The organism is Streptococcus salivarius (genome assembly GCF_009738225.1).
Taxonomy (GTDB): domain Bacteria; phylum Bacillota; class Bacilli; order Lactobacillales; family Streptococcaceae; genus Streptococcus.
Genome location: NZ_CP018187.1, coordinates 1334121 through 1348107, shown reverse-complemented (window position 1 = coordinate 1348107; position 13987 = coordinate 1334121). Strand labels below are relative to the sequence as shown.

The following is a 13987-nucleotide window of genomic DNA, read 5'->3' as shown; positions in this document are numbered from 1 at the left end:
CATGAAACTACTAAAAATACTGAGCATCATGCTCCTAGCGGCAATTTGGACTATCCTCTTTGCCTATGTCCTATTTCATGGTAGCAGTGATATACTCTACAGTGTTATGGGCGTCTCAGTTGCAGCCTGTTATGTTTTTCTAGCCTTCTACCAAAAGAAAGGAAGTCACAAACATGAGTGAAGCGGTCCTTCAAGTCACAAATCTTGTCAAAAAGATCAATGGTAAAACGATTTTAGATCATATTAGTTTTGAGGTGGGACAAGGTGACTGCCTTGCCTTGATTGGGCCCAACGGTGCGGGTAAGACGACCTTAATGTCCTGCATACTTGGTGATAAGAAAGCCAGTAGCGGTCAAGTCTTTATCAAGGGCAAAAAGGGGAAAGCACAAGATCAAATTGCAGTTCTCCTCCAAGAAAATACCATTCCCTCAAAATTAAAAGTTAAGGAACTGATTGTTTTTTTCCAAGATATTTCTGAAAATGGATTATCTAAGGAAGAGATTCAAGCACTCTTACAATTCAAAGACGACCAGTATCAGCAGTTTGCGGACAAACTTTCAGGGGGACAAAAACGTCTTCTTGCCTTTGTCCTCTGTCTCATTGGCAAGCCTGACATTCTCTTTTTAGATGAGCCGACAGCAGGGATGGATACGACGACACGCCAACGCTTTTGGGAAATCATCAATGACCTGAAAAAGTCTGGTGTAACCATCCTCTATTCGTCCCACTATATTGAAGAAGTGGAACACACAGCTGACCGTATCTTGGTCCTCAATCAAGGGAAACTCATCAGGGATACTACACCATATGCCATGCGTAGCGAGGAAAAGGAAAAACAAGTCACTTTACCAAGTCGCTTTGCGCCAAGTCTTGATAAACTGGCAGCCATTTATGAAGTAACTGAAAAACGTGATGTTGTAACCTTTATGACTAAAGATATTGAAAGTATTTGGAGTAGTTTACAAGCTCAAGGCTGTCGCATTTCTGACATTGAAATTCAAAATAAGACACTTTTAGATAGCCTATTTGATAGCACAAGGGAGGACAAGTAATGCAAGCACTACTTAAAATCGAATGGATAAAAACATGGCGCAGTTGGCCTGTCTTTATCATGTCTATCGGAATGCCCGTCGGATTTTTCCTCTTGTATTCAGGTATGGAAATGAGTCCTGACCCAGAGTCACAAAAAGCATTTATCTTGTCCTATATGTTGACCATGACAGGATTCTCTATGTCCAGCTTTGGCTTCTTTACCTTCCCCTACATGCTTAAAGAGGACCAAACGGAGCATTGGCTAACCTATATCGAACATTCAAAAATCAGTATTCAGGCCTATTACCTCTCTAAAATCTTCCGTGTTCTTATGAACTTTATGGTAGCTATCCTAGTGACTTTCTGTGTGGGAGCTTTTGCGCGTGATGTTGAGATGCCATTCTCACATTGGCTTGGTTCAGGTGCTCTGTTACTCTTGTCAAGCCTAGTCTTCCTATCCTTTGGCTTGCTCCTAGCTCAAATTAAGTCTCAACAAATCATGTCTATCGTCGGAAATATCGTCTTTCTTGGACTTGCTATTATCGGTGGTTCTTGGATGCCAGTAACCATGTTTCCAAAATGGGTTCAGCATATTTCGGAGTGGACACCCATCTATCATATCAATCAGTTAGTAGTCAATTTCGCAAAAAAAGGGGAATTTTCATGGAAATCGCTCATTTTTATCTTGGTCTATGCTACAATAGCTACAGGCTTAGCCCTTTTTATCAAATCTTACAGAGAAAGTGACCATGTTTAGAAGTTACCAGAAAAATGATTTCGCTTATTTTGTTAGTCTTATTTTCCTTGTCTTCCCAGTATTGGGAGTCCTTGGTGGGTATTATCCAGTTTGGAGCCTAGTTTTGACAGGACTGTTTACCATCGCTTATCTCCTTATGGTGTATTTGAAAAAGGCCTATAGCAAGTGGATTCCCTTTCTGTGGTTTTACACTCTAGCTTACATTATCTTTATGTCCATTTGCATCCAAGGTGGCATGATGTGGTTTGTTTTTTTCAACGTCAATCTTCTCGTTTGGCGCTTTGAGGATAGCATATCATCTTATCGCTTTTTATCCTTTCTAGCGACACTCTTAATTTTGACGTCATCATCCTTCCTATTGACAGACGATTTGAGTACCCAGCTCATGTCTCTGGCTATTCTCCTCTTTTCGTTGGGAATGTACTATTTTCAAAATCGTATACGTCAGGAGAGAAAGATAGAAGAGCAGAACCGGACCATCAATATCCTGTCGGCTGAAAATGAACGCAACCGTATCGGTCGTGATTTGCACGATACCTTGGGACACACCTTTGCCATGATGAGTCTCAAAACAGAGTTGGCACTGAAACAGATGGACAAGGAGCAGTATGACGCTGCTAGAAAAAATCTGGAAGAATTGAACCAGATTAGCCGTGACTCCATGTACGAGGTGCGTGAGATTGTCAATAAGCTCAAGTACCGAACGGTGGCAGAGGAGTTACTGGAACTCGAGCGACTCTTTGACCTATCTGATATCGTCCTGACCGTGGATAGTAGCCTTGACTTAGACGGCCTGTCACCTGTTAGCCAGTCGACCTTGTCCATGGTGCTTCGTGAACTGGCCAATAATGTTATCAAACATAGTCAGGCCGATAGCTGTCAAATTCGTCTAAGACGTGATCATGGTATTGTTTTAGAGTTTGAGGATGATGGTTGTGGCTTCAAGGAAGTCACAGGACAAGAGTTACACAGTATCAGGGAGCGTCTCAGTTTGGTAGATGGAGACTTGGAAATTCTGTCTCAATCGCATCCAACAATCATTCGTGTGCATTTGAAAGAGGGAGGAAAAGCATGAAATTATTAGTCGCTGAAGACCAGTCAATGTTGAGGGATGCCCTCTGCCAACTCCTCATGTTGGAGGACGATGTCGAAGAGGTCCATGCAGCCAGTGATGGCCAAGAAGCTATTACTCTTTTGGAAAAAGAAGAAGTCGATGTGGCCATTTTAGACATTGAAATGCCAATAAAGACTGGACTTGATGTCCTGGAGTGGATTCGAGCCAATCAAAGAGAAACAAAGGTCGTTATTGTGACCACCTTCAAAAGAACAGGCTATTTCAAACGAGCCCTGGCAGCCCACGTGGATGCCTATGTACTGAAAGAGCGTTCCATCAGTGACCTCATGGCGACCATCCATACCGTCCTAGCAGGTCAAAAGGAGTACTCGCCAGAGCTGGTTGAAGGTGTTGCCTTTGATAATAATCCACTCAGCCAACGCGAACAAGAAGTCTTGGCCATGGTGGCCCAAGGGTCAACAAACCAAGAAATCGCCGAAAGTCTTTTTCTCTCAAATGGAACCGTCCGAAATTACATGACAGCCATCCTAACCAAACTTGATGCAGGCAACCGAACAGAAGCCGTCCGCATTGCCAAAGAAAAAGATTGGCTAGGGTGAGGAGAGGTAGATAAGAATGAAGTCACCATATGGTGGCTTTTTTCATGCCTTATAATCTATCTAAACATTCACAAGCAAGAATGAGAGAAGTTGAAATGAGCCTCTACAGGAATATGTAGAGGCTTTGATGAATTATTGAATTGTGTCATTTTGTTTAGTGAATTAGACGGGTGGTTTTGATTTTTTCAAGTATCAAAACTATTTTCTCTTTTTCGAGAATAACACTTGGTTTCCTTTTTTAACTGCTTTATAATAGAGTAATACTGAGGTCTTCTGCTGTGATAAAGAAGGCAGATTTTAGGAGATGAGAAATTGGCTTTTTGTGTTTAGAGGACACGGTTTGTTGATTTTTTACTGTAGGAGATAGATATGGCAATGATAGAAGTGAAACATCTTCAGAAAAATTTTGTGAAGACAGTCAAGGAACCGGGGTTGAAGGGGGCTTTGCGTTCCTTTATTCATCCTGAAAAGCAGACCTTTGAAGCGGTCAAGGATTTGACCTTTGAGGTGCCCAAGGGGCAGATTCTAGGTTTTATCGGGGCAAATGGTGCTGGGAAGTCGACCACCATTAAAATGCTGACAGGAATTTTGAAACCGACATCTGGTTTTTGTCGGATTAATGGCAAGATTCCACAGGATAATCGCCAGGATTATGTCAAGGATATTGGGGTTGTTTTTGGACAACGCACCCAGCTATGGTGGGATTTGGCCCTGCAAGAGACTTACACGGTTTTGAAGGAGATTTACGATGTCCCAGACTCGCTCTTCCACAAGCGCATGGATTTTTTGAATGAAGTCTTGGATTTGAAGGACTTTATCAAGGATCCCGTGCGGACTCTTTCACTGGGGCAACGGATGCGGGCGGACATTGCGGCTTCCTTGCTTCATAATCCCAAGGTTCTCTTTTTAGATGAGCCGACCATTGGTTTGGATGTGTCGGTCAAGGATAACATTCGTCGGGCTATTACTCAGATTAATCAAGAGGAAGAAACAACTATTCTCTTGACTACTCATGATTTGAGTGATATTGAGCAACTATGTGATCGGATTTTTATGATTGATAAGGGGCAGGAGATTTTTGATGGAACGGTTAGCCAGCTCAAGGAGACCTTTGGAAAGATGAAGACTCTCTCCTTTGACCTGACGCCAGGTCAAAATCATCTAGTCTCTCATTATGAGGGCTTGCCTGATATGTCCATTGATAGACAAGGAAATACTCTCAATATTGAATTCGATAGTTCCCGCTATCAATCAGCTGATATTATCAAGCAAACCCTGTCTGATTTTGAAGTCCGTGATTTGAAGATGGTAGATACGGATATTGAAGATATCATCCGTCGCTTCTATCGAAAGGAGCTCTAAGATGGTCAAATTGTGGAGACGGTATAAACCCTTTATCAATGCAGGGATTCAGGAGTTGATTACCTACCGAGTCAACTTTATTCTCTATCGGATTGGTGATGTCATGGGGGCTTTTGTCGCTTTCTATCTCTGGAAGGCAGTCTTTGACTCCTCCCAGGAGCCTTTGATTCAGGGCTTCAGTATGGCAGATATCACCCTTTATATCATCATGAGTTTTGTGACCAATCTGTTGACCAGGTCTGATAGCTCTTTTATGATTGGGGAGGAGGTCAAGGATGGCTCCATTATCATGCGCTTGCTGAGACCAGTGCATTTTGCGGCCTCTTACCTTTTCACCGAACTTGGCTCCAAGTGGTTGATTTTCATCAGTGTTGGCCTTCCATTTTTAAGTGTCATTATTTTGATGAAAATCCTGTCTGGGCAAGGGATTGTAGAAGTGCTGGGGTTGACGGTTCTATATCTCTTTAGCTTAACGCTCGCCTATCTGATTAACTTTTTCTTTAATATCTGTTTTGGTTTTTCAGCCTTTGTATTAAAAAACCTTTGGGGTTCCAATCTACTCAAGACTTCCATAGTGGCCTTTATGTCTGGAAGTCTGATTCCCTTGGCTTTCTTTCCAAAGGTGGTTTCAGCTATTCTCTCCTTCTTACCTTTTTCATCCTTGATTTACACTCCGGTCATGATCATTGTTGGGAAATACGATGCCAGTCAGATGCTTCAAGCGCTTTTGCTCCAGTTCTTCTGGCTTATAGTGATGGTGGGCTTGTCTCAGTTGATTTGGAAACGAGTCCAGTCATTTATCACCATTCAGGGAGGTTAGTATGAAAAAATACCAACGCATGCATCTGATTTTTATCAGACAATACATCAAGCAAATCATGGAATACAAGGTGGATTTTGTAGTAGGTGTCTTGGGAGTCTTTCTGACTCAAGGTCTGAACCTCTTGTTTCTCAATGTTATCTTTCAACATATCCCATCCCTAGAAGGTTGGACCTTTCAAGAGATTGCCTTTATCTATGGATTTTCCTTAATTCCAAAGGGATTAGATCATCTCTTTTTTGACAATCTCTGGGCTTTAGGTCAACGACTAGTTCGAAAAGGGGAGTTTGACAAGTATCTGACTCGTCCTATCAATCCTCTCTTTCACATCCTCGTTGAGACCTTTCAGATTGATGCCTTGGGGGAACTTTTGGTCGGTTGCATTCTATTGGGAACAACAGTATCAAGCATTGCTTGGACGCTTCCAAAATTCCTGCTTTTCCTAGTCTGTATTCCATTTGCTACCTTGATTTATACTTCCTTGAAAATAGCGACAGCCAGTATCGCTTTTTGGACTAAACAGTCAGGTGCCATGATTTACATTTTCTATATGTTTAATGATTTTGCCAAGTACCCGATTTCTATTTACAATTCGCTCCTTCGTTGGTTGATCAGTTTTATCGTGCCTTTCGCCTTTACGGCTTACTATCCTGCTAGTTATTTCTTGCAGGGTAAGAATGGGCTCTTTAATATCGGTGGTTTGATTCTGATTTCCCTTGTCTTCTTTTTCATTTCCCTCAAACTCTGGGATAGGGGCTTGGATGCCTACGAAAGTGCTGGCTCGTAAGGGGGAAAGATGGATTGACCATCACAGACTCTACACTGGCTGAGAAAATAAAAAGGTCTGTCTAGATCTTTATGATTTAATTATTACGCACCAAAGCAATGATTATTTCGAAGGTTTAAGCAATGACTTTAAGTACCAGCAGTCTACTACCAAGTCTTGAATGCTACTCTTAAAGGAGATACACATAGAGCAAGTTAGTCATAGAAGATAAATCGCTCTATATCGTTCGAAAGGCTAAACAATACTTGAAGGATGAAGAAAATCATCTGAAAATTTCTCAATCGAAATAGAGATTAATTGGAAGTGCCTGAAAAAACTGTACTGATTCCTAAAAGTTAGATTTTTTCTGTCTAACTTTAGGGCTATCGTTCTTATATCTTATTTTAGGTAGTTTTTTACTATTATTCCTAAGTTTTTTGATGTGGTACTTATTTATTCTGTTAGAATTATCGGGGCAATTTAAGAAAAGCAAATATTTGAAAATCTTGGAGAAGAAAGAACCCCCTGCTAAGCTATTTTTATTGAATCATTCACTCATTTGGGTGTTTTCTTTTTCACATTATCGGTGAACTTGTGAATGCTAAATAATCAGATATAATGAAAAGTAAATCTATTTCAAAAATGAATATAGGAGATAAGTTGATGGATTATAAGAGGATTTGGAAAAAATATACCCTTATTTTACGTATCAGTACCGTGTTAATTATTATTTTGTTATTTTTCCTTCGATGGTTATTTTTAGAAAATTCCACAATGCAGTTGATTGCTTCAATTAGCGTCGTTTTTCTAGTTCTTGTATTAAAAATTTACTTAAATAGCTTATTGGTAAGGGAAACTCACAAAGTCCTTAATGAAACGATGGGTTTGGATTTCTGGTATGATTCGATTCAACGGCATGGTAAGTCTCGACGAAAAAAGACTCAAATCAATGCTAGGATTGCTTCTATTACTTACGCTTACATGATTGGCGATTTTCCATCCGTCATAAGCCAAGCAGAGAAATTACAATTTGCAGGTATTAGGAAAACTTACCTTAATTTTCTATGGATTATTTCACTGAAAGCATCCTTACTTTCTGGAAAAATAATCAGCAAAGATGACCTCTTAAAATCACTCCATTATCTAAACTTTAAAGACGAGAAAGCAAAAGAAGTCAAACAGAGGGAATTTCTTGCTATGTACGATATCCTTGTGGAGAGGAAACCAAATGATTTCTTTAATCAAGCAACTGCTCCACAAGCCTTTGAACGACTTGAACTTCAGTATTTTAAAGCCTTAAATGAGCTAATAAAAGGAAATAAGACTCAATCCCAAAACTTGTTTGAAGAGATTGCACAAGAAGATGAGCGCCTGTACTTTGTACGAATGGCAAGACAGTGGTTGGGCAATAAAGGTGAAGGAGTTACCAAAAATTTAGAACAGGGGTTAGAGAAAATCGAGCCTCTAACTGTCGATTTGCCAAGTCTAGAACTTGAGACACCTAAAAAGAACAAGAAAAAATGGTTATGGTTGCTCTTGATTATACCAGCTCTAATGCTTCTGGGGATTATTAATACCACTATTGATGAGGAAAAATCAGATGATGGTATTTACTATCTCATCGTTAAAAATCGATCAACAAAAACAGCTACAATTGATAAAAATTTTTGGATAAAAATAGACGGTGAGCAGATTACTCTAAAGGATGTGGAGGGAGAGCAAACCTATCACTATGACTCCCAAAATGATGAATTCACTAAAGATTCAGAGACATATAATTGTCTGTTCAACAATGGTACCCTACTTCTTGTGGGTGACGGTTCAGATAATGAACCACTAGATTATGTTAGTCCTGAAAGCAGTTGGTATTCAGGCTATGAACAGGGAAAAGTCAAAATAGAAAAGTAGCTTAAACCGGAGAGGGACGCAAATAGCAGACTTGATTACAGTAAGAGAGAGGTGATAGTTAAGAAATGAAGAAATCAATTTTTAAAGCCAGTTTTGAAGAATCTTTAAATCTATTAGATGATGCCTCACTTCAATATATAAAGAAAGATTATTACGAAAAACTGGGCAAAGGCTTAAACAATGGAAAGCCAAGTATTGGTTTTAGAATAAAAAGTATTCTCTACAGCGTCTTTTTTGTATTCGGATGTAATTTTCTCTGTGCCTTATTTGCCTCTTCTTTGGATGTTGCAGATTCCAAAGATTTAACCTTGCCTGTTCACAAGCCGTCACTGTTGACCCCAGAATTATTTCTGATTTGCTGTTTCATATGGCTATTACTTGTACTTATTGGAAAATTTGTTCATAAACCATTTATTCGTCCATACAGATATCGCTTCCATATGGAGACCTTTTTATTTTGGTTCTGTCTTGAATTCAATCTCTTGGCCATAACTGTAGCCCTCCCGACCCTAACCTCAGTTGGAATCTGGTTTATTTATATTTTCTTGTTTATCATTGCCCTAATATTCCTCCGTATGGAGAAAAAAAGTTTAACCACTTGTTTATTTGGCGAGAAGATTGGAGAAACGCTACTTGATAGGATAGCAAGCCTAATGGCTACCTATGGTTCAGGAGTGCTAGGACTTGCAGTAATTATCAAAATAATCTTATCGCATTCGGGCATAGCAGTTTCACAAAGTTTGACTTTGTTAGGTATGTTCTTGACATGGATAATCATAGATATTGGATTATTGGCAATGGTTATCTTCATGGAGTTCCCTTTCTTTTTAGAAGGTTACTACAAATGGAAATACCCTGAAGAATACCGTGACTGGGAAGGCAAGTCAGTAGAAGAATGGTATGGGAAGAAGTACTTGAAGAAGCATAAGGAGTTGTTGAAAGCTAATAATGAAAAAGAAATCAATCTTTAAAGCCAGTTTTGAAGAATCTTTAAATCTATTGGATGATGAGATCTCGGGAAAATATGTTGAGGATCTCTATCAAGATGCTTTAAAAAAAGAAAAATATAGAGGAACCTTGAAGTCGTATGTTTGGCAAATCATTTTAACACTAATTTTTGTGATAGGGCTTAATTGGGGATTCTTAGCTGTAAATAGTTATTTCTTTTATGAACCTGATAAATCGGAATTCACATTTCCTATTTCAAAAATAAATTTCTTTCCCCCTTGGGTATTTTGGCTTTGTTTGTTCATGTGGTTTTTTCTAATTATACTTGGAAAAGGGTTTAACAAACAATTTATATTAATTTATAGAACACAATTTCATCTATTAGTTACATACTTTCTCTGGTTATTAGTCGAAGTTAATTTGTTTTTCATGACACTTACATATGGAAGTTTAGAGTTTTGGGGAATGACAATTTTTATTGGTTCTATTTTCTTAGTCATCTTTCTCATGTTTCGAAATCGTCTCTTCTCATTAAGACAATTAATGTATGGAGAAAATAATAATGACACTGTTAAAAATGACTTTATTGGTAAAATTGTAAAAGCTGTTATGAAATATGGTGGGATACTTGTTGCACTTTATATGCTTATGAAACTTTTTATGCCACGATTTGGAGAGTTTAGATCTGAGGGATTTATTTTTCTACAGTTTTTAGGGATGTGGTATCTTATCACTCTTGTGATTGTTGCCTTCGAAATCTATCTCATGTTCCCCTATATGATGCAAGGCTACTACAAATGGAAATATCCTGAAGAATACCGAGATTGGGAAGGCAAGTCAGCAGAAGAATGGTATGGGAAGAAGTATCTGAAGAAGCATAATATCAGCTGAAAGAAAAAAATTGAAATAATAAAAGAAGCATCTGAATTTGACTTCAGATGCTTCTTCGGTAGTTATTGCATTTAGAATGAATCATATTAAAGATGTTGCTGATATATTTTCTATTTTGTATTTAAATCTTTTTCCATTTCCATTTTTAGATTTTTGATGAAAACTTGGTCGCCAAAAGCTTCAGCCAGAACAGTTGCCGTATTATAGAGATCTCTTGCTTTATTGATGTCATTTTCATAATATAAATAGTATTTTGCTTCAAAAATGAGTACGGCGGGTTTGTAAGCATGTTGTAGTGTCTTATCAATAACAGTATGCATTTTATCGACAATAGTTTTCATATTTCTATAATCATGATGCATCACATAGATTCCAGCTATAGTTGACAATGCCCCAAGTAGTTCAACATTAACTAGCTCTTCCCCTTGTAATTCTTGATTAATTAATTTGCATCGAAAACTTTCAACAATTTCTTTATCATAGTCACCAATTTGACATCGAAATCCATAGTATTTAATTAATAAGAGGTCATTTAAAGAATATTTATCCTTCCTCAAAACTTGAGTGAAATAATCTTCAAATACCTCTTCAATAGGATCCTCCTCTTCCATAATCATAAACTTTAACGTTCTTTCAATAATATCAATGGCTAGAAGTTCCTCCTCAGGAAGAACATCAATATAGTTATCATATAGGTCCTCAATATCTTTTAGCTTCTTCTTGATACGTCCGGTGTCCCCATAGACAGGGGATTTCATGAGTTTATATTTAGACCTATAATACTCTTCAGGAATGTCTAGTTTTGTTTCACCTAGCAAATAGTTGAGAGAAACACCTAGTTTATCACTGATATACTGCAGTTTGACAATAGTTGGCAATGAGCGACCGAGCTCGATTCTCATCAATTGTTTGACGGTTAATTCATCTTCAGTATCACAGACTTGTTCACGAGTTAATTCTTGTCGTTCACGTTCTTCACGAATTCTTTTTCCAATCTCGATTTTAATATCATCAGACATCTGTATTCCCCTTGAGTTTTAATTATATAATAATATACCTTAAAATCATGTGAATGAAAAGACTCTAGGAACTTGTCTGTGTTTCTAGTTAGAGCAAATAGGGGAATAAACAAAACAACCAACTAAACTGAGTCTTAGATGGTTGTGGTTTTGACTTAAGATATTTTTCGTAATCTCTTAGATTGTAGAATGATCAGTGTAGTAAATAGGAGTAACCAGACTAGCAGGGATAGTGAGCTTGCTACTTGGTCCTGCCACTTAAAGGTTTCAAGGTGCCCTATAGATTTCGTGAACAATCCCATATAACTGTACTTTGTGACATTATCAAAATCTTTACTGATTTCTGAAAGCATTGGAATAAACATACTAATCATTATTACTGGAAGACTAATCACTTGGGCAGATACTTGAGTTTTGCTGATTAATCCAATGAAAAGATTGATAAGCATCATTACTAAAGATGTAGCAAATGAGACGATAAGATAAGGACCATAATGAGTTTCAATATTCAGTTCTAGTATTTTTGGAATAGCAGTTGTCATAACTAAGCTAATAAGCACTGGGTAAAATAAAACTGAAAGGATATAGTTCGTACTGTTAACACCACTTAAAAACAAAGTTCTTAAAATATTTTTTTCCTTTTCTTCAGAAACAATCGTGCTGATTGGAGTTCCAACTGATACACTCAAAGATATGGCTAAACAGGTAACTAATAGATTGGCTTTCACTGAATTGTTTAGGCTACCTTGTATCTCATAAATATATTTGTAGAGAAAGGCAAGTCCTAAAGGAAGGAGGATTTGTAGGATAATGCTTTTATTAGATTTGATTACTCGTTTTCTAAGCCATAGTAAAGATTTTAATTGGTTAAACATTAAGTTTTCCTCCTGTCAGTTGAATGAAGATGTCTTCTAGAGTCGGTTCACATGAGTGGATGGTTTGAATATCCTGAATAGCAGTAATATGATTTAATTCAGAGAAGGGAATCACTTTCTCTTGACCTGAACAATAGGTCACTTTTACCATCTTATTGGTATTGTATTTCTGAATAAGCTCAGCAGGTTTTCCTTCTTCAACAATCTTCCCTTTATTTAGAAGTACAATTTTATCGCATAAAATGGTAGCTTCGTGCATGTCATGTGTCGTCAGAAAAATGGTTGTTCCATGTTCTTTAAGCTCTTTGATGAGAGCGTGAATGGTTTGAGATGTTGATGGATCTAAACCAGAAGTCGGTTCATCAAGAAAGAGAACTCTTGGCTTGTTAATCATAGCCCTAACTAAAAGCATCCGTTGTTTCATCCCTGTAGAGAGTTTTTCTGCCAAGGTTTTACGATGGTCATAAAGACCTACACGTTTCATCAAATCGTCAATATAATCTGGTGAAACATTGTAGAGTTTGGCGAAGAATAGAAGATTGTCATGAAGTGTTAATTTTTCATAAAAGCCACTATTTTCAGTAATTAATCCAATCTTTGACAAATCTTTTTCTTTTAACTGAAGGGATGATTTGCCTAAAATATAAGTTTCTCCCTGACTAGGAGTGAGTTGACCTGTTAAGATATTAATTGTTGTCGTTTTACCAGAACCTGATGGCCCTAAGAAACCTAGAATTTCACCTTCTTCAACTGTGAAGTTTAGATTTTCTATTGCTTTATATTTTTGAAATTGTTTGCTTAACTGTTTTGCTACGATAAGGTTTGTCATATCTTGATTTCTCCTATTTGATTATATGAATGAGTATAAACAAAAAAATAACGAATCAAAAGGACATTTATGTCACTTAGATTTGTTATTTCGTATTTAAATCTTTTTCCATTTCCATTTTAAGATTTTTGATGAAGACTTGGTCGCCGAAGGCTTCGGCTAGTACGGTGGCTGTATGATAGAGCTCTGTTGCTTTATTTATGTTATTCTCATAGAAGAGATAGTATTTTGCTTCAAAAACAAGTACTGCGGGTTTATAAGCTTGTTGAAGTGTCTTATCAATAAGAACATACATTTTATCAACAACAGACTTCATTTCTTTATAGTCATGATGCATCACATATATCCCAGCTATAGCTGATAAAGCACCTATCAGTTCAACGTTAAACAGCTCATCACCTTGTAATTCTTGCTTAATTAATTTATGTCTAAATTTTTCAATTCTCTCTTTATCATAGTCATAATCCTGACATCGAAATGCATAGTATGAAATTAATAGAAGGTCATTTAAGGAATATGCTTCTTTTTTCAAAGCTTGAGCTAAATAGTCTTCAAATACAGATTCAATAAGACTATCTTCTTCCATAATCATAAAATTTAACGTTCTTTCAATGATATCAATGGCAAAAAGCTCGTCCTCTGGTAGAATATCAATATAGTTGTCGTAGAGTTCCTCAATATCTTTTAGCTTCTTCTTGATACGTTCGGGGTCGCCATAGACAGGAGACTTCATGAGTTTATATTTAGCCTTGTAATAGTCTTCAGGGATGTCTAGTTTTGTTTCACCTAGCAAATAGTTGAGGGAAACTCCTAATTTATCACTGATATACTGCAGTTTGACAATAGTTGGTAATGAGCGACCGAGCTCAATTCTCATCAGTTGTTTGACGGTTAATTCTTCTTCGGTGTCACAAACTTGCTCACGTGTTAAACCTAGTCGTTCACGTTCTTCACGAATTCTTTTTCCAATCTTGATTTTAATATCTTCTGACATACATAATTCCTTATGATTTAGATTTTTAATAATAATATAACGTAAAATTGAAATAAAGTCCAAAAGCCATAATAGAAGTAGTGTATAATAAAACCTACAGGAGTTTACAATT

Annotated in this window: 15 protein-coding genes; 11 read left to right on the top strand and 4 right to left on the bottom strand. The window is 37.4% G+C overall.

What is annotated here, in order from left to right; translation table 11 throughout:
• Position 1 precedes the first annotated feature (1 nt).
• The 11 genes from BSR19_RS06590 to BSR19_RS06540 all read left to right on the top strand — a co-directional run bounded on the left by BSR19_RS06590 (position 2) and on the right by BSR19_RS06540 (position 10158).
• Positions 2–181, top strand: coding sequence for a hypothetical protein (locus BSR19_RS06590; protein WP_037610444.1), 180 nt, complete (start codon positions 2–4; stop codon positions 179–181).
• Positions 174–1052: an ABC transporter ATP-binding protein gene (locus BSR19_RS06585; protein WP_037610442.1), complete on the top strand. Its 879-nt coding sequence runs from the start codon at positions 174–176 to the stop codon at positions 1050–1052. Before BSR19_RS06590 ends, BSR19_RS06585 begins: the two co-directional genes overlap by 8 nt.
• Positions 1052–1789, top strand: coding sequence for an ABC transporter permease (locus tag BSR19_RS06580; protein ID WP_037610440.1), 738 nt, complete (start codon positions 1052–1054; stop codon positions 1787–1789). Before BSR19_RS06585 ends, BSR19_RS06580 begins: the two co-directional genes overlap by 1 nt.
• Positions 1782–2864, top strand: coding sequence for a sensor histidine kinase (locus tag BSR19_RS06575; RefSeq protein WP_037610438.1), 1083 nt, complete (start codon positions 1782–1784; stop codon positions 2862–2864). The genes BSR19_RS06580 and BSR19_RS06575 overlap by 8 nt, the downstream gene beginning before the upstream one ends.
• Positions 2861–3463: a response regulator transcription factor gene (locus BSR19_RS06570; protein ID WP_037610436.1), complete on the top strand. Its 603-nt coding sequence runs from the start codon at positions 2861–2863 to the stop codon at positions 3461–3463. The genes BSR19_RS06575 and BSR19_RS06570 overlap by 4 nt, the downstream gene beginning before the upstream one ends.
• 369 nt (positions 3464–3832) lie before the next feature.
• Positions 3833–4825 carry an ABC transporter ATP-binding protein gene (locus BSR19_RS06565; protein ID WP_021151727.1) on the top strand — a complete coding sequence of 331 codons (993 nt, stop codon included), beginning with the start codon at positions 3833–3835 and terminating at the stop codon, positions 4823–4825.
• A gap of 1 nt (position 4826) precedes the next feature.
• Positions 4827–5645: an ABC transporter permease gene (locus tag BSR19_RS06560; protein ID WP_037610434.1), complete on the top strand. Its 819-nt coding sequence runs from the start codon at positions 4827–4829 to the stop codon at positions 5643–5645.
• Position 5646: 1 nt separating this feature from the next.
• A complete protein-coding gene (locus BSR19_RS06555; protein WP_014634663.1) occupies positions 5647–6432 on the top strand; it encodes an ABC transporter permease in 786 nt (261 codons plus the stop codon).
• 642 nt (positions 6433–7074) lie between these two features.
• Positions 7075–8319, top strand: coding sequence for a hypothetical protein (locus BSR19_RS06550; RefSeq protein ID WP_156246837.1), 1245 nt, complete (start codon positions 7075–7077; stop codon positions 8317–8319).
• Positions 8320–8384: 65 nt separating this feature from the next.
• Positions 8385–9290 (top strand): hypothetical protein, encoded by a 906-nt coding sequence (locus BSR19_RS06545; RefSeq protein ID WP_156246836.1) that lies wholly within the window; start codon positions 8385–8387, stop codon positions 9288–9290.
• Complete coding sequence (locus tag BSR19_RS06540; protein ID WP_156246835.1) at positions 9268–10158, top strand: hypothetical protein; 891 nt, start codon at positions 9268–9270, stop codon at positions 10156–10158. The genes BSR19_RS06545 and BSR19_RS06540 overlap by 23 nt, the downstream gene beginning before the upstream one ends.
• 110 nt (positions 10159–10268) lie before the next feature.
• On the opposite strand, the gene BSR19_RS06535 is transcribed toward BSR19_RS06540, so the two are convergent.
• From BSR19_RS06535 to BSR19_RS06520, 4 genes are all read right to left on the bottom strand, one after another.
• Positions 10269–11177 (bottom strand): helix-turn-helix domain-containing protein, encoded by a 909-nt coding sequence (locus BSR19_RS06535; RefSeq protein ID WP_156246834.1) that lies wholly within the window; start codon positions 11175–11177, stop codon positions 10269–10271.
• Between the two features lie 155 nt (positions 11178–11332).
• Positions 11333–12052: an ABC transporter permease gene (locus tag BSR19_RS06530; protein WP_014634657.1), complete on the bottom strand. Its 720-nt coding sequence runs from the start codon at positions 12050–12052 to the stop codon at positions 11333–11335.
• On the bottom strand, positions 12045–12881 hold the full coding sequence (locus tag BSR19_RS06525; protein WP_156246833.1) for an ABC transporter ATP-binding protein: 837 nt from the start codon (positions 12879–12881) through the stop codon (positions 12045–12047). The genes BSR19_RS06530 and BSR19_RS06525 overlap by 8 nt, the downstream gene beginning before the upstream one ends.
• A gap of 85 nt (positions 12882–12966) precedes the next feature.
• Positions 12967–13875, bottom strand: a complete 909-nt coding sequence (locus BSR19_RS06520) for a helix-turn-helix domain-containing protein (protein WP_156246832.1) — start codon at positions 13873–13875, stop codon at positions 12967–12969.
• Positions 13876–13987 lie beyond the last annotated feature (112 nt).

Excerpts from the sequence above, each read along its gene's own strand:
- BSR19_RS06575 (WP_037610438.1), top strand. The coding sequence starts at position 1,782 with ATGTTTAGAAGTTACCAGAAAAATGATTTCGCTTATTTTGTTAGTCTT.
- BSR19_RS06550 (WP_156246837.1), top strand. The coding sequence starts at position 7,075 with ATGGATTATAAGAGGATTTGGAAAAAATATACCCTTATTTTACGTATC.
- BSR19_RS06585 (WP_037610442.1), top strand. The coding sequence starts at position 174 with ATGAGTGAAGCGGTCCTTCAAGTCACAAATCTTGTCAAAAAGATCAAT.
- BSR19_RS06530 (WP_014634657.1), bottom strand. The coding sequence starts at position 12,052 with ATGTTTAACCAATTAAAATCTTTACTATGGCTTAGAAAACGAGTAATC.
- BSR19_RS06570 (WP_037610436.1), top strand. The coding sequence starts at position 2,861 with ATGAAATTATTAGTCGCTGAAGACCAGTCAATGTTGAGGGATGCCCTC.
- BSR19_RS06545 (WP_156246836.1), top strand. The coding sequence starts at position 8,385 with ATGAAGAAATCAATTTTTAAAGCCAGTTTTGAAGAATCTTTAAATCTA.
- BSR19_RS06520 (WP_156246832.1), bottom strand. The coding sequence starts at position 13,875 with ATGTCAGAAGATATTAAAATCAAGATTGGAAAAAGAATTCGTGAAGAA.
- BSR19_RS06540 (WP_156246835.1), top strand. The coding sequence starts at position 9,268 with ATGAAAAAGAAATCAATCTTTAAAGCCAGTTTTGAAGAATCTTTAAAT.
- BSR19_RS06565 (WP_021151727.1), top strand. The coding sequence starts at position 3,833 with ATGGCAATGATAGAAGTGAAACATCTTCAGAAAAATTTTGTGAAGACA.
- BSR19_RS06590 (WP_037610444.1), top strand. The coding sequence starts at position 2 with ATGAAACTACTAAAAATACTGAGCATCATGCTCCTAGCGGCAATTTGG.
- BSR19_RS06535 (WP_156246834.1), bottom strand. The coding sequence starts at position 11,177 with ATGTCTGATGATATTAAAATCGAGATTGGAAAAAGAATTCGTGAAGAA.
- BSR19_RS06525 (WP_156246833.1), bottom strand. The coding sequence starts at position 12,881 with ATGACAAACCTTATCGTAGCAAAACAGTTAAGCAAACAATTTCAAAAA.
- BSR19_RS06560 (WP_037610434.1), top strand. The coding sequence starts at position 4,827 with ATGGTCAAATTGTGGAGACGGTATAAACCCTTTATCAATGCAGGGATT.
- BSR19_RS06580 (WP_037610440.1), top strand. The coding sequence starts at position 1,052 with ATGCAAGCACTACTTAAAATCGAATGGATAAAAACATGGCGCAGTTGG.
- BSR19_RS06555 (WP_014634663.1), top strand. The coding sequence starts at position 5,647 with ATGAAAAAATACCAACGCATGCATCTGATTTTTATCAGACAATACATC.